Origin of the sequence: Pyxidicoccus sp. MSG2 (assembly GCF_026626705.1) — a bacterium.
Lineage (GTDB): Bacteria > Myxococcota > Myxococcia > Myxococcales > Myxococcaceae > Myxococcus.
The window spans coordinates 4205766-4232741 of the sequence record NZ_JAPNKC010000001.1 but is presented as its reverse complement, the minus strand read 5'-3'; the positions used below and the strand labels follow the sequence as shown (position 1 = coordinate 4232741).

At 70.7% G+C, this 26976-nt stretch carries 19 protein-coding genes and 1 pseudogene; 15 read left to right on the top strand and 5 right to left on the bottom strand.

The genetic code is table 11. The features are described from left to right. The first annotated feature begins 193 nt into the window (after positions 1-193). From OV427_RS16025 to OV427_RS15980, 10 genes are all read left to right on the top strand, one after another. A complete protein-coding gene (locus tag OV427_RS16025) occupies positions 194-6094 on the top strand; it encodes a HAMP domain-containing protein (protein ID WP_267856986.1) in 5901 nt (1966 codons plus the stop codon). Beyond that, positions 6091-6924: a CheR family methyltransferase gene (locus OV427_RS16020; protein WP_267856985.1), complete on the top strand. Its 834-nt coding sequence runs from the start codon at positions 6091-6093 to the stop codon at positions 6922-6924. Before OV427_RS16025 ends, OV427_RS16020 begins: the two co-directional genes overlap by 4 nt. Then, the gene (locus OV427_RS16015) at positions 6921-7478 is read left to right on the top strand and encodes a chemotaxis protein CheB (RefSeq protein WP_267856984.1); all 558 of its coding nucleotides are present in this window, start codon (positions 6921-6923) and stop codon (positions 7476-7478) included. Before OV427_RS16020 ends, OV427_RS16015 begins: the two co-directional genes overlap by 4 nt. Then, positions 7475-8602: a response regulator gene (locus OV427_RS16010; protein WP_267856983.1), complete on the top strand. Its 1128-nt coding sequence runs from the start codon at positions 7475-7477 to the stop codon at positions 8600-8602. Before OV427_RS16015 ends, OV427_RS16010 begins: the two co-directional genes overlap by 4 nt. Before the next feature lie 30 nt (positions 8603-8632). Next, positions 8633-9037, top strand: coding sequence for a hypothetical protein (locus OV427_RS16005; RefSeq protein WP_267856982.1), 405 nt, complete (start codon positions 8633-8635; stop codon positions 9035-9037). Further along, positions 9030-9290, top strand: a complete 261-nt coding sequence (locus tag OV427_RS16000) for a DUF5985 family protein (RefSeq protein WP_267856981.1) — start codon at positions 9030-9032, stop codon at positions 9288-9290. The genes OV427_RS16005 and OV427_RS16000 overlap by 8 nt, the downstream gene beginning before the upstream one ends. A gap of 10 nt (positions 9291-9300) precedes the next feature. Further along, positions 9301-9570: a DUF5985 family protein gene (locus tag OV427_RS15995; protein WP_267856980.1), complete on the top strand. Its 270-nt coding sequence runs from the start codon at positions 9301-9303 to the stop codon at positions 9568-9570. A gap of 99 nt (positions 9571-9669) precedes the next feature. After that, on the top strand, positions 9670-10839 hold the full coding sequence (locus OV427_RS15990; RefSeq protein WP_267856979.1) for an alkaline phosphatase PhoX: 1170 nt from the start codon (positions 9670-9672) through the stop codon (positions 10837-10839). 132 nt (positions 10840-10971) lie between these two features. Continuing rightward, positions 10972-11976: an aldo/keto reductase gene (locus OV427_RS15985; protein ID WP_267856978.1), complete on the top strand. Its 1005-nt coding sequence runs from the start codon at positions 10972-10974 to the stop codon at positions 11974-11976. A 242-nt stretch (positions 11977-12218) separates the two neighbouring features. After that, positions 12219-14843, top strand: a complete 2625-nt coding sequence (locus OV427_RS15980) for a GAF domain-containing protein (protein WP_267856977.1) — start codon at positions 12219-12221, stop codon at positions 14841-14843. 133 nt (positions 14844-14976) lie between these two features. Here OV427_RS15980 and OV427_RS15975 read toward each other — a convergent pair whose 3' ends face one another. Beyond that, positions 14977-17310 (bottom strand): S41 family peptidase, encoded by a 2334-nt coding sequence (locus tag OV427_RS15975; protein WP_267856976.1) that lies wholly within the window; start codon positions 17308-17310, stop codon positions 14977-14979. Positions 17311-17699: 389 nt separating this feature from the next. Between OV427_RS15975 and OV427_RS15970 the strand changes: the two genes are divergently transcribed. Beyond that, the gene (locus tag OV427_RS15970) at positions 17700-18392 is read left to right on the top strand and encodes a type IV toxin-antitoxin system AbiEi family antitoxin domain-containing protein (protein WP_267856975.1); all 693 of its coding nucleotides are present in this window, start codon (positions 17700-17702) and stop codon (positions 18390-18392) included. A 166-nt stretch (positions 18393-18558) separates the two neighbouring features. Here OV427_RS15970 and OV427_RS15965 read toward each other — a convergent pair whose 3' ends face one another. From OV427_RS15965 to OV427_RS15950, 4 genes and pseudogenes are all read right to left on the bottom strand, one after another. Further along, entirely contained in the window at positions 18559-18960 is a 402-nt protein-coding gene (locus tag OV427_RS15965; RefSeq protein ID WP_267856974.1) for a DUF779 domain-containing protein, read from the bottom strand. Further along, positions 18960-20486 carry an aldehyde dehydrogenase family protein gene (locus OV427_RS15960; RefSeq protein WP_267856973.1) on the bottom strand — a complete coding sequence of 509 codons (1527 nt, stop codon included), beginning with the start codon at positions 20484-20486 and terminating at the stop codon, positions 18960-18962. The genes OV427_RS15965 and OV427_RS15960 overlap by 1 nt, the downstream gene beginning before the upstream one ends. Before the next feature lie 133 nt (positions 20487-20619). Further along, entirely contained in the window at positions 20620-21609 is a 990-nt protein-coding gene (locus OV427_RS15955; RefSeq protein WP_267856972.1) for a hypothetical protein, read from the bottom strand. Positions 21610-21812: 203 nt separating this feature from the next. Continuing rightward, positions 21813-22945, bottom strand: a pseudogene (locus tag OV427_RS15950) (IS30 family transposase). A gap of 229 nt (positions 22946-23174) precedes the next feature. Here OV427_RS15950 and OV427_RS15945 point away from each other — a divergent pair. From OV427_RS15945 to OV427_RS15930, 4 genes are all read left to right on the top strand, one after another. After that, positions 23175-24212 carry an alpha-hydroxy acid oxidase gene (locus tag OV427_RS15945; RefSeq protein ID WP_267856971.1) on the top strand — a complete coding sequence of 346 codons (1038 nt, stop codon included), beginning with the start codon at positions 23175-23177 and terminating at the stop codon, positions 24210-24212. 144 nt (positions 24213-24356) lie between these two features. Next, positions 24357-25145, top strand: a complete 789-nt coding sequence (locus tag OV427_RS15940; protein ID WP_267856970.1) for an ABC transporter ATP-binding protein — start codon at positions 24357-24359, stop codon at positions 25143-25145. 3 nt (positions 25146-25148) lie between these two features. Next, positions 25149-25955 carry an ABC transporter permease gene (locus tag OV427_RS15935; RefSeq protein ID WP_267856969.1) on the top strand — a complete coding sequence of 269 codons (807 nt, stop codon included), beginning with the start codon at positions 25149-25151 and terminating at the stop codon, positions 25953-25955. Between the two features lie 263 nt (positions 25956-26218). Further along, positions 26219-26755: a hypothetical protein gene (locus tag OV427_RS15930; protein ID WP_267856968.1), complete on the top strand. Its 537-nt coding sequence runs from the start codon at positions 26219-26221 to the stop codon at positions 26753-26755. The last annotated feature ends 221 nt before the right edge of the window (positions 26756-26976 follow it).

Sequence of the window (26976 nt, the reverse complement as noted above, 5' to 3'; positions counted from 1 at the left end):
CCTCCCATCCCTGGAGTGCATCGCTGTCCGCTGCCGGACAGACGGACCCTGCACTGTCGCCTGGTGACCAGGCAGCACTGCCTGGGGGGCTGGCTCAAGTCCGCGCCAGTGCGGGAGAACACCGCCACGCCAAGAGATTCCCGTCCCACGGCAGTCGAAGGCTCCGCCGTTCCCGGACCGACCAGGGGCTCACATGACCACCAAGAAGGTTTCTCCCCGCCGCCCCCCCGCGGTGGCCCCTCCTCCGCCGTCACGGGCCCGTGAGGAAGACGACGCCAACTCCCTGGACTCACGCCAGTTGCTGCGCGTGCTCACCGCCGTCCGCAAGGGCGACTTCTCGCAGCGCATGCCCATGGACAAGGTGGGCAGCGCCGGCAAGGTGGCCGACACGCTGAATGAAATCATCGAGCTCAACGAGCGCATGGCTCGCGAGTTCGAGCGCATCGGCACCGTCGTCGGCAAGGAGGGCCGCATCACCCACCGTGGCAACGTGGTGGGCGCGGTGGGTTCCTGGGCGGACTGCGTGGAGTCCGTCAACACGCTGGTGGCGGACCTGGTGCAGCCCACCACGGAAATGGGCCGCGTCATCGGCGCGGTGGCCAAGGGCGACCTGTCCCAGACGATGGCGCTGGAGGTGGACGGACGGCCCCTGAAGGGCGAGTTCCTCCGCACCGCCCGGCTGGTGAACGGCATGGTGGAGCAGCTCGGCGCGTTCGCCTCGGAAGTGACGCGCGTGGCCCGCGAGGTGGGCACCGACGGAAAGCTCGGTGGACAGGCCAAGGTGAAGGGCGTGGCCGGCACGTGGAAGGACCTCACGGACAACGTGAACTCCATGGCCTCCAACCTCACCGCCCAGGTGCGCAGCATCGCCGAGGTGACGACGGCGGTGGCCAGGGGCGACCTCTCCAAGAAGATTACGGTCGACGTGCGCGGCGAGATTCTCGAGCTGAAGAACACCATCAACACGATGGTGGATCAGCTCTCCTCGTTCGCCTCGGAAGTGACGCGCGTGGCGCGTGAAGTGGGTACGGAAGGCAAGCTGGGCGGCCAGGCCGTCGTGAAGGGCGTGGGCGGTACGTGGAAGGACCTCACGGACAACGTGAACTCCATGGCCTCCAACCTCACGGCGCAGGTGCGCAACATCGCCGAGGTGACGACCGCCGTCGCGAACGGCGACCTGTCCAAGAAAATCACGGTGGATGCGAAGGGCGAGGTGCTGGAGCTGAAGAACACCATCAACACGATGGTGGACCAGCTGAACAGCTTCGCGTCGGAGGTGACTCGCGTGGCCCGCGAGGTGGGCACGGAGGGGAAGCTCGGCGGTCAGGCCATGGTGAAGGGCGTTGCCGGTACGTGGAAGGACCTCACCGACAACGTGAACAGCATGGCGTCCAACCTGACGTCGCAGGTGCGCAACATCGCCGAGGTGACGACGGCCGTCGCCAACGGTGACCTCTCCAAGAAGATCACCGTGGACGTGCGCGGTGAGATTCTCGAGCTGAAGAACACCATCAACACGATGGTGGACCAGCTCAACTCGTTCGCTTCCGAGGTGACTCGCGTCGCCCGCGAGGTGGGCACGGAAGGAAAGCTGGGTGGGCAGGCCGTGGTGCGCGGTGTCGGTGGGACGTGGAAGGACCTCACCGACAACGTGAACAGCATGGCGTCCAACCTGACGTCGCAGGTGCGCAACATCGCCGAGGTGACGACCGCCGTCGCGAACGGTGACCTGTCGAAGAAGATCACCGTCGACGTGAAGGGTGAGGTGCTGGAGCTGAAGAACACCATCAACACGATGGTGGACCAGCTCCGCGCCTTCGCCTCCGAAGTCACGCGCGTCGCCAAGGAAGTGGGCACCGACGGGAAGCTCGGTGGTCAGGCCGACGTGAAGGGTGTTGCCGGCGTGTGGAAGGACCTCACCGACAACGTGAACAGCATGGCGTCCAACCTGACGTCGCAGGTGCGCAACATCGCCGAGGTGACGATGGCGGTGGCGAGGGGCGACCTGTCGAAGAAGATCACCGTGGACGTGCGCGGAGAGATTCTCGAACTGAAGAACACCATCAACACGATGGTGGACCAGCTGAACAGCTTCGCTTCCGAGGTGACTCGCGTGGCCCGCGAGGTGGGCACGGAAGGAAAGCTGGGTGGACAGGCCGTCGTGCGCGGTGTCGGTGGAACGTGGAAGGACCTCACCGACAACGTGAACTCGATGGCGTCCAACCTCACCGCGCAGGTGCGCAACATCGCGGAGGTGACGACGGCCGTCGCCAATGGTGACCTCTCCAAGAAGATCACCGTGGACGTGCGCGGAGAGATTCTCGAACTGAAGAACACCATCAACACGATGGTGGACCAGCTCAACTCGTTCGCCTCGGAGGTGACTCGCGTCGCCCGTGAGGTGGGCACCGAAGGAAAGCTGGGCGGGCAGGCCGTCGTGAAGGGCGTTGCCGGAACGTGGAAGGACCTCACCGACAACGTGAACAGCATGGCGTCCAACCTGACGTCGCAGGTGCGCAACATCGCGGAAGTGACGACGGCCGTGGCCCGCGGTGATTTGTCCAAGAAGATCACCGTCGACGTGCAGGGAGAAATCCTGGAGCTGAAGAACACCATCAACACGATGGTGGACCAGCTCTCCTCGTTCGCCTCGGAGGTGACGCGCGTCGCCCGCGAGGTGGGCACGGAAGGAAAGCTGGGCGGTCAGGCCGAGGTGAAGGGCGTGGCCGGTACGTGGAAGGACCTCACCGACAACGTGAACAGCATGGCCTCCAACCTCACCACCCAGGTGCGCGGCATCGCCAAGGTGGTGACGGCGGTGGCCAACGGCGACCTGAAGCGCAAGCTGGTGGTGGACGCGAAGGGCGAAATCGCCGAGCTGGCGGACACCATCAACGGCATGATTGACACGCTCGCGGTGTTCGCCGACCAGGTGACCACGGTGGCCCGCGAGGTGGGTATCGAAGGAAAGCTGGGTGGCCAGGCCCGCGTGCCCGGCACCGCCGGCATCTGGCGCGACCTCACGGACAACGTGAATCAGCTCGCCGCCAACCTCACCACACAGGTGCGCGCGATTGCCGAGGTCGCAACGGCCGTGACGAAGGGTGACCTCACGCGGTTCATCACCGTGTCCGCGCAGGGCGAAGTGGCCGCCCTCAAGGACAACATCAACGAGATGATCCGCAACCTGAAGGACACCACGCGCAAGAACACGGAGCAGGACTGGCTGAAGACGAACCTGGCCAAGTTCACCCGCGTCCTCCAGGGGCAGCGCGACCTCCTCACGGTGTCCAAGGTCATCCTGTCGGAGCTGGCGCCGCTGGTGGACGCGCAGCACGGCGTCTTCTACATCTCCGAGCGCGCCGAGGCCGGGGAGCATGTCCTCAAGCTGCTGGCGTCGTACGCGTACCGCGAGCGCAAGGGGCTGGCCAACGCCTTCAAGTACGGCGAGGGGCTCGTCGGGCAGTGCGCGCTGGAGAAGGAGCCCATCCTCCTGTCGGACGTGCCGGACTCGTACATCCGCATCTCCTCCGGGCTGGGCGAGGAGGTGCCGCGCAACATCGTCGTGCTGCCGGTGCTGTTCGAGGGTGAGGTGAAGGCCGTCATCGAGCTGGCCTCCTTCCATCGCTTCAGCGAGGTGCACCTGGGCTTCCTGGCGCAGCTCACGGAGTCCATCGGAATCGTCCTCAACACGATTGCCGCCAACATGCGCACGGAGGCCCTGCTGAAGCAGTCGCAGGCACTCACCGACGAGCTCCGCAAGCAGCAGGAGGAGCTCACGGAGACGAACAAGCGCCTGGAGCAGCAGGCCACGTCGCTCCAGCAGTCCGAGGAGCTGCTCAAGCGGCAGCAGGAGGAGCTGCGCAGCACCAACGAGGAGCTGCAGGAGAAGGCGAAGCTGCTCTCCGAGCAGAAGACGGAGGTGGAGCGGAAGAATGGCGAGGTGGAGCAGGCCAAGCGCGCCCTCGAAGAGAAGGCGGAGCAGCTCAGCCTCACCTCCAAGTACAAGTCCGAGTTCCTCGCCAACATGAGCCACGAGCTGCGCACGCCGCTCAACTCGCTGCTCATCCTCAGCCAGACGCTCAGCGACAACGTCGACGGCAACCTCAGCACGCGGCAGGTGGAGTTCGCGAAGACGATTCACGCCTCCGGCGCGGACCTGCTGGAGCTCATCAACGACATCCTCGACCTGTCCAAGATTGAGTCCGGCACCATGGCCGTGGACGTGGGGCCGCTGCGCTTCAGCGACCTGCGCGAGTTCGTGGACCGCACCTTCCGGCAGGTGGCGGACAAGAAGGGGCTGGAGTTCACCATCGGGCTGGCGGAAGCGCTGCCCGGCGAGCTGGAGACGGACGCCAAGCGCCTGCAGCAGGTGCTCAAGAACCTGCTGTCCAACGCCTTCAAGTTCACCGAGTCCGGCACGGTGGCGCTGCGCATCGGCATGGCGAAGAGCGGCTGGACGACGGACCACGCGGTGCTGACCACGGCCCCGTCGGTGGTGTCCTTCTCCGTGGTGGACACGGGCATCGGCATCCCGAAGGACAAGCATCAAATCATCTTCGAGGCGTTCCAGCAGGCGGACGGCTCCACCGCGCGCAAGTACGGCGGCACCGGCCTGGGCCTGTCCATCAGTCGCGAAATCGCGCGCCTGCTCGGCGGCGAAATCCGACTGGAGAGCGAGGTGGGCAAGGGCAGCATGTTCACCCTGTACCTGCCGCTGGACTTCGTGGTGGAGCAGCGCCCCGCGCAGGAGACCCGGGCCCGCGAGCCGCTCCATGCGGCCCCGGCGCAGCCCGCGCTGACGTTCGACATTCCTGGCACCTTCCCCGTGGTCCGGCTGGACATCGAGGACGACCGCGGCTCCATCCAGCCGGGAGACCGGGTGCTGCTGGCGGTGACGCACACCGCGGACCACGCGGCGCGGCTGCGGGCCGCGGCGCAGGGCACGGGCTTCAAGGTGCTCGTCTCCACGGAGGTGGAGGGAGCGCTGGACGCCGTGCGCAACGCGCGGCCGGTGGCGGTGGCCGTGGACCTGGACCTGCCGGAGATGGCGGGCTGGGTGGTGCTGGACCGGCTGAAGCACGACGCCGCGACGCGGGCCCTGCCGGTGTACACGGTGTCGGATGCCGACCACCGCGAGCGCGCGCTCAACCTGGGCGCCATCGGCCACCTCCGGGCGGCGGCTGACCCGGACATCGCCGCGCAGGCGCTGGCGTCGCTGAAGAGCTTCGTCGAGCGCAAGGGCCGCGCGCTGCTCATCGTCGAGGACGACGACGTCCACCGGCAGACGCTGCTGGAATTGCTGGGCAGCGAGGACGTACGCACGACGGCGGTGGGCACCGGGGCGGACGCCCTCTCCTCCCTGGCCGACCGCCGGTTCGACTGCATGGTGTTGGACCTGGGCCTGCCGGACATGTCGGGCACGGAGCTCATCCGCCGCATCCGTGAGCTGCACGGCGCCGGCGGGCCGCCCATCATCGTGTACACGGGCCGCGAGCTGACGCGCTCCCAGGAGACGGAGCTGCGGCGGGTGGCGGAGGCGATTGTCGTCAAGGACGCGCAGAGCCCCGAGCGGCTCCTGGAGGAGACGAGCCTGTTCCTCCACCGCGCGCCCGCGCAGCTCACCGAGCCCAAGCGCCGCATGCTGGAGAAGGCGCGCGAGAGGGACCCGCTGCTCGTCGGCCGCAAGGTGCTGGTGGTGGACGACGACGTGCGCAACATCTTCGCCCTCAACACGGTGCTGGAGCGCTACGGCATGCGCGTGGCCTTCGCGGAGAGCGCGCGAGAGGGACTCGGCCTGCTGGACAAGGACACCGACATCGAGCTGGTGCTGATGGACGTGATGATGCCGGAGATGGACGGCTATCAGGCCATGCGCGCCATCCGCCGCATGGAGCGCTTCAGCCACCTGCCGATTCTCGCCCTCACCGCCAAGGCGATGAAGGGAGACCGCGAGAAGTGCCTGGAGGCGGGCGCGTCCGACTACATCACCAAGCCGGTGGACATCGAGAAGCTGCTCAGCCTGCTGCGCGTCTGGCTGCACGCGCCGCGCGGTGCGCAGCCTCGCGGCCCGCGCACGGAGGTCTCCAGTTGAGCTCGGCCACTCCCAGCGCGGAGCTGGAGTCCATCGAGGTGGACCTGCTCCTCGAGGGCGTGGCCCGGCAGTGGGGCTTCGACCTGCGCAGCCATGCCCGGCCGCTGCTCCTGCGGCGGCTGCGGCGGCACCTGCGCGAGGAGCGGCTGGACACCTTCTCCGAGCTGCAGGCCCGCGTGCTGCATGACGGCGAGGCGATGGACGGCCTGTTGCGCACGCTGTCCTGCACGCCGACGTCGCTGTTCTCGGACCCGGCCTTCTTCCGCGACTTCCGCGCGCGCGTGGTGCCGGTGCTGCGCACCTGGCCGTCGGTGCGCGTGTGGCATGCGGGCTGCGGCACGGGCGAGGACACCTACGCCCTGGCCATCCTCCTTCAAGAAGAAGGGCTGTGGGGGAAGTGCCGGCTGTACGCGTCCGACTCCAGCGAGGGGCTGCTGGCGGACGCGCGCACCGGCGTGCTGCCGCTGCCCACCGAGGACGACGCGCGCCGGTACGTGGAGGGCGGCGGCAAGGGCGCCCTCGCCGACTACTACATGCGCGACGGCAACTGGGCGCTGCTCCAGCCGAAGCTGCGCGACGGCATCTTCTTCACCCAGCACAACCTGGCGACGGACGGCTCGTTCAACGAGTTCCACGTCATCGTCTGCCGGGACACGCTGCTCACGTTCAACCGCACGCTGCACAACCGCGTGCATGGGCGCCTCTTCGAGAGCCTCGCCCGCTTCGGCTTCCTGTGCCTGGGTCGCAAGGAGTCTCTGGCGCGCACGCCGCATGCCGCGGCGTACGAGGAGCTGGAGGGTTCGGGCCGCATCTTCCGGAGGGTGGAATGAGCTCCATCGGCATGCTGGTGGTGGGAGCGCCGCGCGCCGCGGCGGCGGACGTGGAGACGCTGCTGACGCTGCTGCCCCGGGAGCTGTCGGCGCCGGTGGTGCTGGCGCTGCACCGGGGGCCCCATGACGCGCTGGCCGCGCCGCTGGGGCGCCGCTGCGCGCTGCCGGTGGTGGAGCCGGACGACAAGGATGATTTGACGCCCGGCCGCGTGTACCTGGCGCCCGCGGGCTACCACCTGCTGGTGGACAGGGGCTGCGTGGCCCTGTCCGTGGAGGCGCCCGAGCACGGCCAGCGGCCCTGTCTGGACGCTCTCTTCGAGTCCGCCGCGGACAGCTACGGCCCCCGGGCCGCCGGCCTGCTCTTCACCGGGCACGAGGACGGCGCGGCGGGGCTGGCCCTGCTCCAGGCGCGCGGCGGCCGCGTGGCCGTGGTGGGCGAGGACGGGGAGGGCGGCGGTGGACAGGACGGCCCGCTGGAGCGGCTGTCGCTGGGCACGGTGGGCGCCTGGCTGGCGCGCCTGGCGTACGTGCCGCGCGCCAAGGTGCAGTCTTGAGCACCCCGCCCACGCGAGAGCGCCTGCCAGCGGTGACGCTGGAGCCGGCTTCCGTCCTCCTGGTGGATGACCAGGCGGAAGGGCTGCTGGCGCTGGAGGCGACGCTGGCGCCGCTGGGGCAACGGCTCGTCACCGCGCGCAGCGGCCGCGAGGCGCTGCGCCACCTGCTCACCCGCGACTTCGCCGTCATCCTCCTGGACGTCGTCATGCCGGAGATGGACGGCTTCGAGACGGCGCAGCTCATCCGCGAGCGCGAGCGCAGCCGCGACACCCCCATCCTCTTCCTCACCGCGCTGTCGCAGGGACAGTTGCCGGAGCTGCGCGCCTACGCGGTGGGCGCGGTGGACTACCTGCTCAAGCCCTACGAGCCGGAAATCCTCCGCTCCAAGGTGGGCGTCTTCGTGGACCTGTTCCGCAAGACGGAGCTGGTGCGGCGGCAGGCCGAGGCGCTGCGCGAAGTCCAGCGGCACGAGCACGAGCGCGAGCTGGCGGAGGCGAACCGGCGCGCGGAAGTGGAGCGCGGCCGGGTGCGCGAGGAGTTGCTGCGGCGGGAGATGGAGACGAGCCGCAGCCAGTACCGCTGGCTGGAGGCCGTGCTGGCCGCGCTGCCCACGCCGCTGGCGCTGGTGGAGCCGGACAGCGGCCGCACGCTGCTGGCCAACCGGGCGGCACAGGGACTGGCCGGCGGGTGTCTGGCCTACCGCGAGGCGAAGGACCTCTACGCCGACGCCATCTTCCGGGGCCCGGATGGGCAGCCGCTGCCGGAGGCGGCCATGCCGCTGATGCGCGCGGCCCGGGGCGAGGCCCTCCAGGGCGTGACGGTGGAGTGGGAGCTCAACGGGCAGCACGGCGCGGCGCTCGCCTTCAGCGCGCTGATGCCGCAGATGCACGGCCGCCCGGAGACGGTGCTCCTGGCGCTGCTGGACGTGACGGCGCTGCGCGCCACCGAGCGCGAGCTGCGGCGGGCCCTGCTGTCGCGCGACGCCCCGCTCGATGCGGACCGCCTCGTCGAGGGCCTGCGCAACCTGCCGCCACCGGACGGCTCCCCTCCAGCGGTGGACACCGGCCAGGCGTCCAACCCCGGTACCCCCAGCGCTGAACATCCTCGCGAGGGAAATGGTTGACGCACAAAATAACATGGGCAAGGTGGGCGCGTGAGCGATGCCGGACTTCCACCGCGGGTCCAGCGCTTCATCACGACGCATATCGACTCCCTCGAGAAGCTGGAGGTGCTCCTCCTGCTTCGTGCCCGAGCGGACCGGGAGTGGACTGCGTCAGAGGTGAGCCTGGAGCTGCGAATCACAGAATCCTCGGCGACCGCGCGACTGGTGGACCTGGCCGCGCGCGGGTTGCTGGTGGGCAACGGGGCGAATCCGCCGGCCTGGCGCTTCAGTCCCACCGACTCGGAGGACGTGCAGGCGGTGACGGAATTGGCGGCCGTGTATGGCGCGAAGCGGGTGAGCGTCATCACCTTCATCTTCACCCGGCCCCTGGACAAGGTCCGGGGTTTCGCCGAGGCCTTCGTGTTGAAGAAGGACAAGGACGGTGGCCATGGCTGAGGCCGTCTACATCCTCTGCGCACTGACCAGCGTGGCCTGCGCGGTGCTGCTCTTGCGCGCCTACAAGCGCACCCAGTCGCGCCTGCTGTTGTGGAGCGGGCTGTGCTTCGCCGGGTTGGTCGTCAACAACATGCTGCTCTTCGTGGACCTGGTGCTGCTGCCCACGTCGGTGGACCTGTACGTGCCCCGGCTCGTCACCGGCATGGCCAGCGCGGCCATCCTGCTCTACGGCCTCATCTGGGATGCCTCGTGAAGGTGGACGCATGATCAACCCCATGCTCAACGGCGCGACGGCGATGGCGTGGTTCGCGTGCGCCCTGTTCTTCCTGCGCTTCTGGAAGCAGTCGCGCGACAGGCTCTTCGGCTTCTTCGCGCTGGCCTTCGCGCTGCTCGGAGGCAACGCGGTGGCGGGCGCCCTCATCGACGTGGGCGACGAGCGGCGCTACTTCATCTACGTGGTCCGCCTCTTCGCCTTCCTCCTCATCCTCTACGCCATCTGGGACAAGAACCGCGCCGCGCGCAGCAGCGCGTAGGCACGACACGCGCCCGTCAGCGACGGATTGCACCGACGTCACCCTGGTTCCGCGAATCCATGAAATACTAATCCTTCAGACCTTTCTGGAGGAGCATGGATGCGCCTGAACCGTCGTGACTTGCTTCGTCTCTCCGCGCTGGGTGGCGGAGCGTTGGCCCTGGGACCCGCCTTCTGGAAGGAGGCGTACGCCGCGCCGGCCCGGCCGGGGCCGAGCCCGTATGGCGCCATGTCCGGCTCGCCCGATGCCAACGGCATTCGGCTGCCGGCGGGCTTCTCGTCGCGCTTCATCGCCGGCTCGGGGCGGGTGGTGGCGGGCACGGGCTACACGTGGCACGGCGCGCCGGACGGCGGGGCGTGCTTCCCGCTGCCCGCCGGTGGCTGGGTGTACGCGTCCAACAGCGAGCTGTACGACGGGGGCGGTGCGAGCGCGGTGCGCTTCGACGGCGGCGGCGCGGTGGTGGGCGCGTGGCGAATCCTCGCCAACACGCAGGTCAACTGCGCGGGCGGCCCGACGCCGTGGGGCACGTGGCTGTCGTGCGAGGAGCACAGCGACGGCAAGGTGTGGGAGTGCGACCCGACGCGGCCGTCGCAGGGCGTGGCGCGCGGGGCGCTGGGCACCTTCCCGCACGAGGCGGTGGCGGTGGACCCGGTGGGCCGGCGGCTGTATCTCACGGAGGACAGCGGCAGCGGGCGCTTCTACCGCTTCACGCCGTCCGCGTGGCCCTCGCTGACGGCGGGCACGTTGCAGGCGGCGAAGGTGACGGGAGACCCGGTCGCCGGCACGGCCACGCTGAGCTGGGTGAAATGCTCCGCGGCCAGCCCGGCGTCCTCGCAGTCGTCCGTGGCGTCGAAGACGACGGTGTTCGATGGCGGCGAGGGCTGCTGGTACGACAGCGGCGTCGTGTACTTCACCACCAAGGGAGACAACCGCGTGTGGGCCCACACGCCGGCCACCGGGAAGCTGGAGGTCATCTACGACGACCTCTCCTCTACTTCGCCGCTCACCGGCGTGGACAACGTCACCGTGTCGCGCTCGGGCGACCTCTACGTGGCGGAGGATGGCGGCAACATGGAAATCTGCATCATCACCCCGGGCCCCAATCGCGTGGTGGCGCCCTTCATCCGACTGGTGGGCCACGACAGCTCGGAAATCACCGGCCCCGCCTTCAGTCCGGACGGGCGGCGGCTGTACTTCAGCTCGCAGCGGGGCGTCACCGGCATGGACGATGGGGGCATGACGTTCGAGGTGAGCGGCCCGTTCCGGTGAGGCCGGGGTCGATGCTTCCGGTGAGGCCGGGGCCGAAGCTTCCGGTGAGGCCGGGGCCGAAGCTTCCGGTGACTCGCTGACGTTGTGCAGGGGGCACCGTGGCCGGCGGCGCACGGTGTCACCCGGAGGGCCATGGAGCTGCTTGACGGTGGCGGGGGCTCCCGCGACAACTCGTGGCTCATGGCCGCCTCTTCGCTTCCCCGCTTCACGCCGCGCCGCGCCCTGGGGCGCACCGGCTTCATTGCCACGGCGGTGGGCATCGGTGACATCGCCGACCGCGCCACGCCCCGCGAGGCGCTCGTCCGCACGCTGCGCCGTGCGCTCGACGCCGGGCTCAACGTCATCGACACCGCGCCCAACTACGAGGAGGGCTTGAGCGAGGAGACCGTGGGCGAGGCGCTGCGCGGGCGGCGCGACGGCGTCTTCCTCATCGACAAGGTGGACGTGCTGGACGCGCCGGTGGCGCCCCAGGTGGAGGGCAGCCTGCGGCGGCTGGGCCTGGACGCGGTGGACCTGTTCGTCTTCCACGCGGTGTCGGAGCCCGCGGCGTGGGAGCGGCTGGCCGCGCCCGGTGGTGGCCTGGAGCAACTGGGCCGGTGCGTGCGCGAGGGCAAGGCGCGCTTCCGTGGCATCTCCAGTCACCACCCGGACGTGTTGCGCGCGGCGCTGCGCTCGGGGCTGTGCGACGTGGTGATGTTCCCCCTGGGGCCCTTCGTGGACGCGCGCTACGTGGAGGACGTGCTGCCGCTGGCGCGCTCGCTGGGCGTGGGCGTGGTGTCCTTCAAGACGTTCGGCGCGGGGAAGCTGCTGGGCGACACGGAGGGCTATGGCCGGCCGCTGGAGGCACGGCCTCGCGGCAAGGTGGGCTCCGGCGGGCGCGAGGACCGGGACGCACCGTTGCTGCCGCACCTCACGGTGGAGGCCTGCGTGCGCTACACGCTCACGTTGGATCCGGACGTCATGCTGATGGGCATGAGCCACCCCAACGAGCAGGACGCGGCGCTGCGCGCGGCCGCCGCCTTCCAGCCCCTGTCCACCGAGGAGCTGGCGCGGGTGCGCGAGCACGCCCGCGAGGCCATCCAGGGCAAGGGCGCCGTGTGGTGGGACCCTCCCGCCGCGGCCCCCGGCGCGGGGTGAGCCGAGCAACCAGAGGACGCGGCACTCCGCCGAGGCGCCCTCATGGCGGACCCGTGGAAGGAACGTTCCTTCCGGGCCTGTCACCCGCCGGGCGGGGCTCGTCGCGTGGGCTGAGTCCCGCACTCGCGGTGAGCCCGCCTGCGCGAAGCGTGAGCTTGCGGGTCCGCCACCTGACACTCGTCTCGTACTCCGGGGAGGGGGCCGGTGGCCGCTTCGCGGGTGCGTCATTATCTGGGGCCGCCATGTCGCGCCGCCCTCCGTCCTCGTCGCGGCCCGCGTCCGTGGCCGAGCCGCCCACGCCCGTCACCGCCGACGGTGGAGGCGTGCCTCCGCCCGAGGGTTCCGGGGCGCCCGTTCCCGTCAGCAGTGGAAACGTGCTCGTGCGCGAGGGCTCCGAAGCGCTCGTCTCCGGAGGTGGTGAAGGCGTGCTCTCGCGCGAGACCTCTGAAGCCTCCGTTCCCACCGGGGGTGGGGCCGTGCGCCCGCGCGAGGGCGCTGGGACGTCCGTGCGCCTCGATGGACGCGGCGACGCGGAGGAGCGCATCGCCTTCCTCGCCACCGCCGGGGAGCTGCTGTCCTCGTCGCTGGAGTGGCGCACGGTGCTGCGGCGACTGGCGGAGCTGGCGGTGCCGGTGCTGGCGGACTGGTGCGTCGTGGACGTCCTCACCGACGACGGCCAGGTGGAGCGCGTGGCCGCGATGCACCGGGAGCCGGAGCAGGTGGCGCTGGTGCATGAGCTGTGGCGCCTGCGGCCCCCGGACCTGTCCACCCCGGGCGCCGTCTCCGAGGTGCTGCGCACGGGCGAGCCGGTGTTCCTGCCCGAGGTGACGGACGTGATGCTGCCGGGAATGATGCGCGTCCCCGAGCAGCTCGAGGTGGCGAAGCAGTTGGGCATCCGCTCCGGCATCATCATCCCGCTGCGGGCGCGCGGCCGGACGCTGGGCGCCGTCGCGCTGATACGCAGCGACGAAGGCGGAAGCTTCCAGGAAGCGGAGCTGGAGCTGACCCTGGAGCTGGCTCGCCGCGCCAGCCTGTCGATGGACAACGCGCTGCTGTACGCCGAGGCGCGCGAGGCCCAGGTGCGCACCGAGCGACTGCAGGCCGTCACCGCGGCCCTGTCTCGCGCCGTCAGCGGCGAAGAGGTCGCCGAGGTGGTGATGCGCGAGGGGCTGGGCACCAGCGGCGCGGTGCGCGGCGCCGTCCTCGAGGTCCGGGAGGACGACGGCATCACCGTGCGGGGCTCCTTCGGCTACACGCCGGAGCTCATCGAATACTTCCGGTCGCGAAAGGTCTCCGAGGAGACCCTGCTGCGGCGGGCGCGGGAGCGGCGCGAGGCGCACTGGTTCACCCACCTGGAGCCGATGTTCTCCGAGTCGGACCCCGCGAGGGACACCGTGGTGGCGCTGGGCGAGGGCGCGCGGGCCCTCCTGCCCCTGCTGGTGGAGCGGGGCACGCGCGGCTTCCTGGTGCTGGCCTGGGATGCGCCGCGCGCCTTCGTCCCCGCCGAGCGCGCCTTCCTCGAAGCGCTGGCGTACCAGTGCGCGCAGGCGCTGGAGCGCGCGACGCTGTACGAGACACTGCGCGAGCGCGGCGAGCGGCTGCACCATGCGCTGGAGATGGGGAAGGAGGCCGAGGAGCGGCTGTTCTTCCTGCTCGACGCGAGCCGCGCGCTGGCGGAGCACCTGGACGACGTGGAGTGGACGCTGGAGCACGTGGCGCGCGCGGCGGCGCGAGGCGTGGCCACCTTCTGCCTGGTGGAGCTGGCGGGGCCGGATGGTGCCCTGCGGTGCGTGGCCGCCGCCCACCGGGACGCGACGCGCGACGCCTTCGTGCTGTCCACGCTGTCGCCCACGCTGAGCGACGGCACGCTGCACCTGGCGCGCGACTGCTTCCGGGTGGGGGAGACGCGCTACCTGCCGGAGGTGGGCGAGGACCTGCGCGAGCGCATGTGCGAGGGGCCCGAGCACCGGGCGCTGCTGGAGGTGCTGGACCCGCACTCGCTGCTCTCGGCGCCGGTGCGGACGCGCGGGCGCACGCTGGGCGTGGTTACGCTGGGCACCGCGCCCCCGCAGCGGCGGCTGGGCACCTCGGACGTCACCATGGCGGAGGAACTGGCGCGGCGGGTGGCGGTGGCGCTGGAGAACGCGTCGCTGTACCGGGACGCGCAGGCGGCGGTGCGGCTGCGCGACGAGTTCCTCTCCGTGGCCAGCCACGAATTGAAGACGCCGCTCACCAGCCTCAAGCTGCAGCACGGGCTCATCGGCCGCGCGCTGGGCGCCGAGTCGCACGAGAAGGTGGGCCCGCGGCTGTCCACGGCAATGCGCCAGGTGCACCGGCTCACCGCGCTGGTGGACAGCCTGCTGGACGTCAGTCGCATCTCCCTGGGCCGGCTGGCGCTGGAGCCCGCGGAGGTGGACCTGGGCCAGGCGGTGCGCGATGCGGTGGACCGGATGGAGGAGGTGTTCGCCCAGGCGGGGTGCTCGGTGCGCGTGGAGGTGTCGGGCCCGCTGCCGGGACGGTGGGACTCGCTGCGGTTGGACCAGGTGCTGGTGAATCTGTTGACCAACGCGGCGAAGTACGGCGCGGGCCGGCCCGTGGTGGTGGAGGCGGCTCCCGAGGGCGCCGGAGAAGTACGACTGTCGGTGCGTGACGAGGGCATCGGCATCGCCGCGGAGGACCTGGCGCGCGTGTTCGGGCGCTTCGAGCGCGCCGTGTCGGAGCGGCACTATGGCGGGCTCGGGCTCGGGCTCTACATCAGCCGGCAGATTGTGGACGCCATGGGCGGACGCATCGAGGTGGAGAGTCGCCCGGGCTCGGGCTCCATCTTCACGGTGCGGCTGCCGCGCGGGCTCGACGCGGGGCGGTGAGCGGCGGCCGCGCGTCGTGTCGCGGGTCCGGTCCAGGTCGAGCCCACGAGGGCACGTCGCTCTCGTGCTCAGCGCACCGCGCGAGGCTCCTCGCGCAGCAGGTATGGCCCACGGGGGCAGGTCGCTCCCGTGCTCAGCGCTCCGCGCGAAGCTCCTCGCGCAGCAGGGTGAGCGCCCGCTCGAGCACCTCGTCGCGGCCGGCGCGCAGGCCGCTCACGGTGGGCTGCACCTCCACGTCGGGGCGCAGGCCCACGCCCTGCACGGCGCGGCCGTCGGGCGTCTCGAAGCGCTGGCCGGTGAAGAGGACGCAGACGGCGCCGGGCAGGCACACGTTGGTGGTGTCACCCACTGCGCCCGCGGTGGGACTGCCCACCAGCTTCGCGCCCGAGGCGGCCTGAATCATCATCGCCGTGTATTCGCCCTGGCTCAGCGTGCGCGCGTCGGCGAGCACCACCACGCGGCCCCGGTAGAGCGGCTTGTCGGTGGTGGGCAGGGCCTCCGGGTGGCGCACTTCGCGCACCTCGCCCGCGGACAGCAGTGGCCGGGCGATGAGGGCGGACGTGGTGGCGCCGCGCGTGTTGAGGCGCGGAGCCAGGGCCCACGCACTCCCCTGTGGATAGCCACGCAAGTCCAGCACGAGCCCGCGCGTGTCCTTCATCGCGTCCAGCATGGCGTCCACGCCCTCCGCGCGCAGCAGCCGCAGGTCCGCGTAGCCCACGCCGCCCTCCAGCTTCTTCCACGGGGTGGGGCTCTCCGGAGGCGTGCGGAGGAAGGGGAGGAAGTCTCGCGAGCGCAGCAGCTTCGACTCCTTCATCCGGCCATCCGCGCCCTGGAGCATCATCACCACGGGAGTGCCATCCGCGCCCGCGAGCAGGAGGCTCGCCACGCGCGCCTGCCGGGCGGCGGCGTGGGACGCGCCGAGCAGCGCGCCGAGCCGCTCGGCGCGGGTGGCCACGGGCTCTCCGGCCACGGACAGCACCTCGTCGCCGATGGAGATGCCGGCGGCGCGGGCGGCTTCGGGCACGGGCAGCTCCGTGACGAGGAAGCGGCCCTCCACGGCCTGGAGTCCGAGGGGCGCGCTGGCCTCCGCGAGCGAGCGCAGCGGCACGCCGCCTTCCGCGACGAAGATGTGGCCGTCATCCACGCGAGCCGCCAGCGCGTAGAGGACGCGCGTGTACGCGGGCGCGTCGGCCGCCTCACGGGCGCGGGCGAGGAACGCGGGCAGCACATGGTCCCAGTGGCGCAGCGCCTTCGGGTCCGGATGGAAGAAGCGCATCACGTTCCAGAAGCGGATGACGGCGAGCATGCGGTAGGGCTCGGCCGGATAGGGCATGGCCTCGTAGGCGTCGTCCGGGCCGCCGGTGGGCAGCGTCGTGCTCGGGGTGGAGGCGCGAGGGGAAGACGCGTAGGCGTCGTCCGGGCCGCCGGTGGGCAGCGTCGTGCTCGGGGTGGAGGTACGGGTGGAAGGCTTAGCGGAGCCCGAGCGCAACAGGCGCAGGGCGGCCTGGAAGGCGGGGCCGGAGTCCTGCTCGTCCGCACCCGCGGGCACGGTGACGTCCGCGCGCAGTCCGGGGGAGCCGGGAGGGAAGGCGAGCTCCGATGCGCGCACCACCGCGTGGTGGCCGCCCGGCAGCGGCACCCTTCGTACCTGCACGGCGGAGGACTCGTCGAGCGCGCCCTGGGACACGAGGAAGGTGCGCGGTGAGGCGCGCAGGGCCAGCAGCAGCGGTGACAGCGGCGTGCGGCCGTTGACGAGGAAGGCGACGGAGCGCTTCGGAGTGCCGGGCGCGGGAGCGAAGGTGCGGGCCAGCCGCGTCTCCACCGAGGCGCTGTAGCCGCCCGAGCTGGGGCCGAGCTGCACGGGGAAGCCGGAGTACACGCGGAAGCGCTCGGCGGGCGCTGTCACCTTCTCCGAGGGAAGCGAGCGCTCCAGGAAGCCGAGCGCCATGTCCATCCAGATGGCTTCGTCGGGGCCGCTGGCGCGCAGGTCGACGAGGACGCGGCGGGCCTTCGCCAGCTCGGGCGCGAGCGCCGCCATGGCGGGGAAGAGTTCATTGAGGTTGGAGTAGCGGCGGTCCAGGTCCACCACGAGCACGTCACCGGACCCGCGGGAGAAGGGGCCCGGGGCCCTGGTGGACTCCTGGGCTGAAGCGGGCGGCGCGTCGCGCTCCACGCGGGTGAGCGGGTCGTCGAGGCGGCGCAGCATGAACTGGACGGCCTCGGCGAGCGCCTCGGGCGTCGTCGCGGCGGTGGCCCTGGGGAGCGCGTCGATGAGGGCGGCATCCCAGTCCACCTCGCGGAAGGCGAGCGCGGGGTGCGCGTACTTCACCGTGCCCCAGACGCGGCCCAGGGCGGCGGCGTTCTCCATCGCGGGCTCGGGCCTGCTGTCGGCAGCGGGAGCGCGGGTCGCGGAGGGAGCGCCTCCCGCTGCCTCCGCGGAGACGGCGCCGAGAACGACCGCGAACATGACGGCGCACCACGACCCCGCCGGCGCACGCCGGCCACTGACGCGTTCCAAATCTGCCTCCTGGTGGCCGGCCCAGACACCGTGGGCCCGCGGGAAGTTCCACGAAAGCAGGCAGGCACCTCATGCCGTACCTGGTGATGAGGGACACGCCTCCTCGCGGACGCCCTGGTGGCCCTCACGGCGCGTAATCGCCGGGGCGGCTCCTTACTGCTCAGCGAGGCGGTTCTCTGCACTCCTACGGGCACCCCGAGCTTCGCCTGTCAGGTAGGCGTGTCAGCCCACCCCGGTAGGTTTCGCGGCGTGCTGTTCGGAAATGTCGGGGGTTTTGGGGGTGGGGGATGGTGAGCAGAACGAGACTCCGGCCAGGACGAAAGAACCGGCCGGCGGTGATGACGTTGGCCGAGGAAATGGGGCTGCTGCGCTGGCGTGACCTGGAAGCGCGCGGCATGCCCCGCTCGGAGCTCCAGTTACGGGTGCGCATGGGCTCCCTGACGAAGGTGGCTCGTGGCCTCTGGCGCCCCTACCGGTTCGAGTTCCCGGCAGCGGCGGTGGCCGCCAGGCGTGTTCCCCGAGGCGTGCTGTGCCTGAAGACCGCGCTCTGGGTTCACGGACTCTCGAGGGAGGAGCCCGACAAGGTCTGGATGGCCATCGACGAGAAGGCACGCAAGCCGCGCTGGGAGGAACCGCCACTCCAGGTGGTGCGCTTCTCCGGCCTCGCGCTGTCCGAGGGCATCGAGTACCGCTCCATCCACGGCGTCCAGGTGCCCGTCTACAGCGTGGCCAAGACGGTGGCCGACCTCTTCAAGTACCGCGGCAAGCTGGGCTACCCGATTGCGGTGCGCGCCCTGGGCGATGCCTTGCTGACGGGCCGGTGCTCACAGGAGGAGTTGTTGCGCTTCGCGGGCATCTGTCGCGTCGGGACGTCGATGGCCCCCTACCTGGAAGTCATCCGGGCGCGCAGGGGCCCCGACCTCGCTCGGGCCGAGCAGGCCCGGGTTGCCAGGGAGGCGGAACGCGAGTCCTCCCGGGCCGCTCTCCGGGCCGGGCCGCTTCCCGGAACCGAAGACATGGAGCTCGAGTGACGGCGCCTCGGGACGCCGGGCCAGGCTGAGGCTGGAGGCGTCCTGTTCGGAAATGTCGGGACATTTCGCCGCCACGCAAAACCCCCGACATTTCCGAACAGGGCGGTCCGACACCGCTCCCGGGCCCCCCGAAGCGGGTCCGCGGTGCGGGCCACGCAGCCCCTGGTCAGCCGCGCTGCTCGTGCTGGGGCCCTCGTGGTGGCGGCCCCTGCTCCTGCAACGCGTGGTACTCCGCGTCCTCGAACACCCGCGAGCGGATGAGGAACCGCACGCCCTCGGGTGCTTCCACCGAGAAGCCGCTGCCGCGTCCCGGCACCACGTCCACCGTCAGGTGCGTGTGCTGCCAGTACTCGAACTGCGGCCCCGAGATGTAGAACGGCGTGCCCACCACGGTGCCCAGGTACACGTCCTGCTGCCCCACGCGGAACTCGCCGAGAGGGAAGCACATGGGCGCGCTGCCGTCACAGCAGCCCCCGGACTGGTGGAACAGCAGCGGCCCGTGCACCCCCTGCATCCTGCGCAGGAGGGCCTCGGCCGCCGGTGTCACGGTGACTCGTTCCACGCGCATCAGAAGAGGCCGGTGGGCTTCGGGTCGTAGCTCACCAGCATGTTCTTCGTGTGCTGGTAGTGCGACAGCATCATGCTGTGGTTCTCACGGCCGATGCCCGACTGCTTGTACCCGCCGAACGCCGCGTGCGCCGGGTACAGGTGGTAGCAGTTCACCCAGACGCGGCCCGCCTGCACTGCCCGGCCCATGCGGTACGCCATGTTCTGGTCTCGCGTCCACACGCCCGCGCCCAGCCCGTACAGCGTGTCGTTCGCCACCGCCAGCGCGTCCTCCATGTCCCGGAACTTCGTCACCGACACCACCGGGCCGAAGATTTCCTCCTGGAAGATGCGCATCCGGTTGGTGCCCTCGAAGACCGTGGGCTCCACGTAGTAGCCCTCGGCCAGCGCGCCCGGCAGCGCCTTGCGGCCGCCGCCCGTGAGCACCTTCGCGCCCTCCTTCTTGCCGATGTCGATGTACGAGAGAATCTTCTCCAACTGGTCGTTGGACGCCTGCGCGCCCACCTGCGTCGCCGTGTCCAGCGGGTTGCCCTGCACCAGCTTGCGCGTGCGCTCCAGCGCGTGGTGCATGAACTCCTCGTAGATGCGCTCGGCCACCAGCGCGCGCGACGGGCAGGTGCACACCTCGCCCTGGTTGAGGGCGAACATGGTGAAGCCCTCCACCGCCTTGCGCGCGAAGTCGTCGTCCTTGGAGAGCACGTCCTCGAAGAAGATGTTGGGCGACTTGCCGCCCAGCTCGAGCGTCACTGGAATCAGGTTCTCCGACGCGTACTGCATGATGAGCCGGCCCGTCGTCGTCTCGCCGGTGAAGGCCACCTTCGCCACGCGCTTGCTGCTCGCGAGCGGCTTGCCCGCTTCGATGCCGTAGCCGTTCACCACGTTCACCACACCGGGTGGCAGCAGGTCGCCCACCAACTCCATCAGCAGCAGGATGGAGGAGGGCGTCTGTTCCGCCGGCTTGAGCACCACGCAGTTGCCCGCGGCCAGCGCCGGGGCGAGCTTCCACGTCGCCATCAGCAGCGGGAAGTTCCACGGGATGATCTGCCCCACCACGCCGAGCGGCTCGTGGAAGTGGTACGCGACGGTGTGGTCGTCAATCTGGCTGAGGGCGCCTTCCTGCGCGCGGATGGCTCCGGCGAAGTAGCGGTAGTGGTCCACCGCCAGCGGCAGGTCCGCGGCGAGCGTCTCGCGCACCGGCTTGCCGTTCTCCCAGCACTCGGCCACCGCGAGCATCTCCAGGTTCTGCTGGATGCGGTCGGCGAGCTTGTTGAGGATGTCCGAACGCTCGGCGACGGACGTGCGACCCCACGCGTCCTTCGCCCGGTGCGCGGCGTCCAGTGCCTTCTCCACGTCCTCGTGGGTGGAGCGGGCCACCTCGCAGAACGGCTTGCCGTTCACGGGGCTGATGTTCTCGAAGTACTGGCCTCGCACGGGCGGGACGAACTCACCGCCGATGTAGTTCCCATACCGGTTCTTGAACCGCACCAGGCTGCCCGGCTGCCCCGGAGCTTCATAGACCTTCGACATGTGCAATCTCCCGCGTCGGCGGTGTGGGTGAGGACTGGCGAGGATGGGGCGTCCCGCAGTCGCACGTCCCTGGCACCCGAGGGCCGGCCCTCGTTCGGAAGTGGTCAGCCGCGTCGTGTCATGGAGGAGGGCCTCAGGGGCGCGGCTCCGGGAGCATCGCGCGGAGGTGGTCCCAGCGCGCCCGGACACACGCCGTGAGCGTCGCCAGGTGCATGGCCTCCAGTTGGTGATGCCTGCATCGGTCCGTCCCGGGGCTGCTCGCTCCGAGCCGTGCGCTCAGCAGGTCCATGGCGTCTTGCGCCCCCTGGAGCTCGAGGAAATCGTCGCCGCCATTCGCGAGCTGCTGGTCGATGAGCCCGGCCGCGACACGGTCCACGTCCGGATGCCCCTGCCCGTCCAACGCCAGGAGCATCAGCCACACCATCGACGGTGGGCCCGGGTGCGCGATGAAGCTGTCGGCGATGCGTCGCTGCGCCGCGGAGTGGAGCGGGTGCGGGTGCGGGATTTCCAGGGGATGGTCGCGGTCGGAGTACCACAGGGGGTACTGGTCAAAGAGGGAGGTCAGTCCATCCAGCCGGGTGGCGAGGTTCGAGACCGCGAGCACGTTCCAGTCCACGAGAGCTTGCTCATGCACGGAAGCGAGCGCCTGGAGCGCGAGCGCCTCCTTCACCCGCTCCCTCCAGGCCGCCACGTCCTCGTTCGCGAGCACCCGCTCGGACTCGTAGCCCGTCGTGTGCCAGCCATCATCCTCGGGGCTGAGGAAGACGAGCAGCGTGTGGTCCTTTCCATGACGCTCCTGGGCGTGGAGCAGGTCATCCCAATTCTCATCCGAGACGATGGTGAAGGTCCTGGCGGGGGCGCCCTTCCATGCTTCGCGCACCTCGAGCTCCACCCGGTCCCGGGGCGCGAGGTCCCGGAGTCGCTCGCGCAAGATGCGGGCGTCCTCCGTCTCCAGGGGAGAAGCGACGTCCCACGGGGTGGGCTTCGCGCGCCAGCTTCGTACCACCCGGCCCAGGACGATGTGCTCGGCCTGTTGCGTGAGCTCCCAGGTTGTCATGGGCATGATGGGACAGGGATGCCCCGCTCCTGGAAGCAACACCGCCAGGACCGCGACCAGTGCCACGCTGAGTCTCCATGCCGCCATGGGTGCTCCCTTCGTCAGTGTTCGCCGGGACGGTACGGGAGGGGGGCGCGGCAATCGTCACGGAACCCTCATGGTTTCGGCATGCGCAATCGGGGAGCGTCACCGCTCGGCGCTGAAGGCTCCCGGGCATGGTGATGAGGCTCCCTGTTCGGAAATGTCGGGACTTTTCGCGGCGGGCGGTCTCAACCGGTCATCGCAACGGCTCGGGCGAATACCTCGGCGGGGGTGTGCCAGTCGAGTGTCTGGCGCGGGCGGCTGTTGAGTTGGGCGGCGATAGCATCGAGTTGCTGCGCGCAGAGGTGGCTCAAGTCCATGCCCTTGGGCATGTACTGGCGCAGCAGGCCGTTGGTGTTCTCGTTGCTGCCGCGCTGCCAGGGGCTGTGCGGGTCGCAGAAGTAGACTTGCACGGCGGTGTCGAGGGTGAAGCGCACGTGCTCGGACATCTCCTTGCCCTGGTCCCAGGTGAGGCTGCGGCGCAGGGCGTCAGGCAGCTGGCCAATCTTGTGGGTGAGGGCCTGGCGCACGTGGCCCGCGGTGCGGCCCTCGGGCAGGTGCAGCAGCATGACGTAGCGGCTGTGGCGCTCCACCAGCGTGCCCACCGCGGACTTGCCTTGCTTACCGAGGATGAGGTCACCCTCCCAATGGCCCGGCACGGCCCTGTCTTCGACTTCGGGTGGACGCGCGCTCAGCATCAGCTTGTCCGGCAACTGGCCGCGTAGGTCCGTGCGCCCCTGGGGCCGGCGCTGGGTGCGGCCCGTGCGCAGACACGCGGTGAGCTCCTTGCGCAGGGCGCCGCGCGTCTGGACGTAGAGGCTGCGGTAAAGGGTTTCGTGGGACACGTGCAGCTCGGGGCAGTGCGGGAAGTCTCGCTTGAGACTGGCGGCAACCTGCTGAGGACTCCAGCACTCCTCCAGCCGCCGCTCCACCTCCTGGCGCAGCCGTGGGTACTCCTGCAGCTTCGTGTGCTTGGGACGCCGTGCCCGGTGCGTTGCGCCCCGCTCGCCGCGCCACGCCCGGTAGCGCTTGCGCCCACCGGTACGGGCCACTTCACGGCTGAGCGTGGAGGCCGCCCGGCCCAGGCGCCTCGCGATGGCACGCAGCGAGTCGCCCGCCCGCAGCCCCGCGAGATTTCCTCGCGCTCCTGCACCGACAGCCGCAAAGCGGAACGCACGTGGGCCCTCTGCATCATGCTGCCCGCCCCAGGGCGCAGCCGCTGCAGCGTGCGCTCACTCACCCCTGCCGCCCGCGCTGCCGCCTCCAGCGTCTGCCCGGCCGCTACCGAGCGCCGCACCGCCAGCCAGTCCTCTGCACTCATCCTGCCGAGCTTGCCTCGCCTCTGCACCGGACACCTCCCCGGATGCACGCCGCTATGCCGTGCATCCCGACTGGTGCGTTCACCGGTTGAGACCGCCGCGCAAAACCCCCGACATTTCCGAACAGGACGCTCCCGGACCGCCGACGCGCGTGCCCGGTCCTCGTGCGAACGCACCCCCGCTCGCGTCCGTGGCTTCAAGCGCCCGCCGTGCCGTGGTAGCCCGCCACGCATGCTCCCGTACGAAGCGCTGGAGGCCGAGGCCCGCGCGCGGCTGCCCGAGGCGGTGTTCGACTACTACGCCGGCGGCTCCGGCGAGGAGACCACGCTCGCGGACAACACCGCCGCCTGGGCGCGCGTGCGCCTTCGCCCGCGCGTGCTGCGCGACGTGTCCTCCGTGCGCACCGCCACCGAGGTGCTCGGCACGCCGCTCGCCGCGCCCGTGCTCGTCGCGCCCACCGCGTTCCACTCGCTCGCGCATCCGGAAGGAGAACTGGCCACCGCGCGGGGCACCCGTGAGGCCGGCTCGCTGCTGGTGCTCTCCTCGCGCGCCTCGCGCCGCGTGGAGGACGTGGCCGCCCTCGCCGGCCCGTGGTGGCTCCAGGTCTACGTCTTCAAGGACCGGGGCCTCACCCGCGCACTCGTGCAGCGTGCCGTCGCCTCGGGCGCCCGCGCGCTGGTGCTCACGGGTGACACGCCGGTGGTCGGCCGCAAGCGCCGCGACAGGGGCGACTCCGCCCTGGCCCTTCCCGAGGAGGACTTCCTCGCCAACCTGGAAGGGCTCACCCGTCGCGACCTGGCCGAGCAGGCCCCCGATGTCACCTTCGCGGACATCGACTGGCTGCGCGAGCTGTCCGGCCTGCCGGTGCTCGTGAAGGGCGTGCTGCGCGCAGATGATGCGCGCGAGTGTCTGCACCACGGCGCCGCCGGCCTCATCGTCTCCAACCATGGTGGGCGCCAGCTCGACGGCGCGGTGTCCACGGCGGAGGCCCTGCCCGAGGTGGTGGAGGCAGCCGGGGGCCGCGTCCCCGTCCTCGTCGACGGCGGCGTGCGCACCGGCCGTGACGTGCTGCGCGCGCTCGCGCTGGGGGCCCGCGCGGTGCTCGTGGGCCGGCCCGTGTTGTGGGGCCTCGCCACTGGTGGCGCGGACGGCGTGCGCGGCGTGCTCGATGGGTTGCGCGTGGACACCGCCCATGCGCTCGCCCTCGCCGGAGTGGCGGAGGTCTCCGCCGTGGGGCCGGACCTCATCGCCCCGGCCCGCCACCGTTGACTCCAGGTCCACCGGCAGTGACGTGAAACCCCCAACCCGCGTCCACAAGGGGTGCTCCACTCCACGGTTCCGCCACCGGACTCGGTCCGCGACCCCGGTTTACGGAACGTGGACACCGGAGCTGGGGAACAATGCCGCCCCCATATGACAACTCCAGTGACGACACCCGGCACCTCGCGGGTGCCTCCCGCGTCGAAGGTGCTCTCCGTCTCCGCGCTGCGAAAGTCCTACGGTGACACGGTCGCCGTGGACGGCGTCTCCTTCGACGTGGGCCACGGCGAGATTGTCGGGCTGCTCGGGCCCAACGGTGCGGGGAAGACCACCACCATCAACATGCTTCTCGGCGTGCTGGAGCCCACCTCCGGCTCCATCCGCATCGAGGAGGTGGACCTCGCGCGCCAGCGCTCCCAGGCCCTGGAGCGCACCAACTTCGCCGCCGTGTACTCACCGCTGCCGGGCAACCTCACCGTGTTCCAGAACCTGCGCGTCTTCGGCCTCATCTACGGCGTGAAGTCCCTGTCCGCGCGCATCTCCGAGTTGCTGGAGCAGTTCGACCTGGTGCGCTTCCGCGACACGCGCTGCGGCGTGCTCTCCTCGGGCGAGCAGACGCGCGTGGCCCTGGCCAAGGCCATGCTCAACCGCCCGCACCTGCTGTTGCTGGACGAGCCCACCGCCTCGCTGGACCCGTCCACCGCACGCGACATCCGCGGCCGCATCCGCGACTTCGCCACGCAAGGTCACGGCGGCGTGCTGTGGACGTCCCACAACATGTATGAGGTAGAGGAGGTCTGCCACCGCGTGCTCTTCCTGTCGCGCGGCAGGGTCCTCCTCGAAGGAGACCCGAGGACGCTGCCCCACGAGCACGGCAGGGCGTCCCTCGAGGAGCTCTTCATCGCCGTGGCGCGCGAGCCGCTCGCGCTGGGGAGGGCCTGAGCCATGCGCCCGTCCCGCGCCTACGCCATCGCGCTCCGCCACTTCTACCTGCTGCGTGGCAGCGTCGCCCGCTTCCTGCCGCTCTTCGCGTGGGTGGCCATCGACATGGTGCTGTGGGGCTTCATGAGCCGCTACCTCAACAGCGTCGCCGCCGCTCCCGGGCACGACTTCGTCCACACGCTGCTGGGCGCCGTGCTCCTCTGGGACTTCTTCACGCGCGTCATGCAGGGCGTGACGATGGTGTTCTTCGAGGACGTCTGGTCCCGCAACTTCCTCAACGTCTTCGCCACGCCGCTCTCCATCTCCGAGTACATCGGCGGGCTGGTGCTCTCCAGTATCGCCACGAGCGTGGTGGGGCTCGCCGTCATGCTCCTGCTCGCGAGCACCGTGTTCGGCCTGTCCTTCGCCGCGTACGGCGTCATGTTCGTGCCGTTCCTGCTCGTGCTGTTCCTGTTCGGCATCGCCATCGGCATCTTCGGCTGCGCGGTGGTGCTGCGGCTGGGGCCGGCCTCGGAGTGGTTCGTCTGGCCCATCCCCGCGCTCATCTCCCCGTTCGCTGGCGTCTTCTACCCGCTGGCCACGCTGCCCGCGTGGATGCAGGTCGTGGCGAAGTTCCTGCCGCCCTCGTACGTGTTCGAGGGCATGCGCACGCTCGTCTCCGGCGGCGCCTTCTCCGGCACCGCGCTCGTGTGGGGCGGAGGGCTCGCCGTCGTGCAGATCGTGCTCGCGAGCGCCTTCTTCTCACGCGTCCACCGCTACGCCGTGCGCACCGGCCTCATCGCCCGCTACAGCGCCGAGAGTGTGAGCTAAGGGTTCATTTTTCCAGCACATCTGTCCGCGTCATGGAGGGTGACGCGCGTGGCCGGTGGCGGGGCCGGAGGGTCTTTCTTGCCAGTGGTGGCTGTACCGGCGGGGGGCTGGCACCTGGATGGACCGCGCAGGCGGCTCCAGACGTGACGCTCGACCCGCTGCCCCTCGGGGCATCCGGACGTGCGCGCTCGGATGGAACGCCTGACGGTGGGGTGTCCCCGTCGCTGTTGCAGCGCCCGAACACCTGTCACTGGAGAACGCGAATGCGACGTCTCAACCTCGTTTCCTCGTCTGCCCTGATGGTGGCCCTGTGCACGCTGCTGGCGTGCGGTGGGCAGCCGCAGCAGACCGGGGAGCCCACCCCGGACGACCCCCAGAGCGGCGGGCTGGAGGGCGCGCCCCCGACGTCCGAGGACCCTGCTTCTTCCGACGGACAGGGTGACGCCGCCGACGCCCCGGGCAATCCGGCGAGCGCCGGGAAGATCACCATCTGCCACATCCCCCCTGGCAATCCGGCCAACGCGCACACCATCACCGTGGGCCTGCCCGCGCTGAAGGCGCACACGAAACACGGCGACACGCTGGGGGCCTGCGGCGGCACCGGCGGTGGGACGGACGCGGGCACCGGTGGTGAGACGGACGCGGGCACCGGTGGTGAGACGGACGCGGGCACCGGCGGTGAGACGGACGCGGGCACTCCCGAGTGCGCGCCCGTGGGCTCCGCCTGCGGCGGCGGCGTGGTCTGCTGCGAAGGGCTGACGTGTGGCTCCGAGGGCTCCTGCGAGCCCATCATCGGCTGAGTCCCACGCATCGCCCGGAGCCTCCCTGTTACGTCTTGAACAGGGAGGCCCCACCGCACGCGTCCACTCACGACGCGTGCGCGTAGACCCCGGACGCCGGCCCTTCCGGCGCCCACCCGGGCGCGTTTCTGACGCGTCAGAAGCCTTGCAGGACGCGTGGGCGAAGTCCGCCCGTGTCCTCGGCTCGGACCCTGGAATCCCCGCGCCGCGTCCCGCGCGGA

Excerpts from the sequence above, each read along its gene's own strand:
- OV427_RS16025 (WP_267856986.1), top strand. The coding sequence starts at position 194 with ATGACCACCAAGAAGGTTTCTCCCCGCCGCCCCCCCGCGGTGGCCCCT.
- OV427_RS16015 (WP_267856984.1), top strand. The coding sequence starts at position 6,921 with ATGAGCTCCATCGGCATGCTGGTGGTGGGAGCGCCGCGCGCCGCGGCG.
- OV427_RS16000 (WP_267856981.1), top strand. The coding sequence starts at position 9,030 with ATGGCTGAGGCCGTCTACATCCTCTGCGCACTGACCAGCGTGGCCTGC.
- OV427_RS15995 (WP_267856980.1), top strand. The coding sequence starts at position 9,301 with ATGATCAACCCCATGCTCAACGGCGCGACGGCGATGGCGTGGTTCGCG.
- OV427_RS15990 (WP_267856979.1), top strand. The coding sequence starts at position 9,670 with ATGCGCCTGAACCGTCGTGACTTGCTTCGTCTCTCCGCGCTGGGTGGC.
- OV427_RS15985 (WP_267856978.1), top strand. The coding sequence starts at position 10,972 with ATGGAGCTGCTTGACGGTGGCGGGGGCTCCCGCGACAACTCGTGGCTC.
- OV427_RS15980 (WP_267856977.1), top strand. The coding sequence starts at position 12,219 with ATGTCGCGCCGCCCTCCGTCCTCGTCGCGGCCCGCGTCCGTGGCCGAG.
- OV427_RS15975 (WP_267856976.1), bottom strand. The coding sequence starts at position 17,310 with ATGTTCGCGGTCGTTCTCGGCGCCGTCTCCGCGGAGGCAGCGGGAGGC.
- OV427_RS15970 (WP_267856975.1), top strand. The coding sequence starts at position 17,700 with ATGACGTTGGCCGAGGAAATGGGGCTGCTGCGCTGGCGTGACCTGGAA.
- OV427_RS15965 (WP_267856974.1), bottom strand. The coding sequence starts at position 18,960 with ATGCGCGTGGAACGAGTCACCGTGACACCGGCGGCCGAGGCCCTCCTG.
- OV427_RS15960 (WP_267856973.1), bottom strand. The coding sequence starts at position 20,486 with ATGTCGAAGGTCTATGAAGCTCCGGGGCAGCCGGGCAGCCTGGTGCGG.
- OV427_RS15945 (WP_267856971.1), top strand. The coding sequence starts at position 23,175 with ATGCTCCCGTACGAAGCGCTGGAGGCCGAGGCCCGCGCGCGGCTGCCC.
- OV427_RS15940 (WP_267856970.1), top strand. The coding sequence starts at position 24,357 with ATGACAACTCCAGTGACGACACCCGGCACCTCGCGGGTGCCTCCCGCG.
- OV427_RS15935 (WP_267856969.1), top strand. The coding sequence starts at position 25,149 with ATGCGCCCGTCCCGCGCCTACGCCATCGCGCTCCGCCACTTCTACCTG.
- OV427_RS15930 (WP_267856968.1), top strand. The coding sequence starts at position 26,219 with ATGCGACGTCTCAACCTCGTTTCCTCGTCTGCCCTGATGGTGGCCCTG.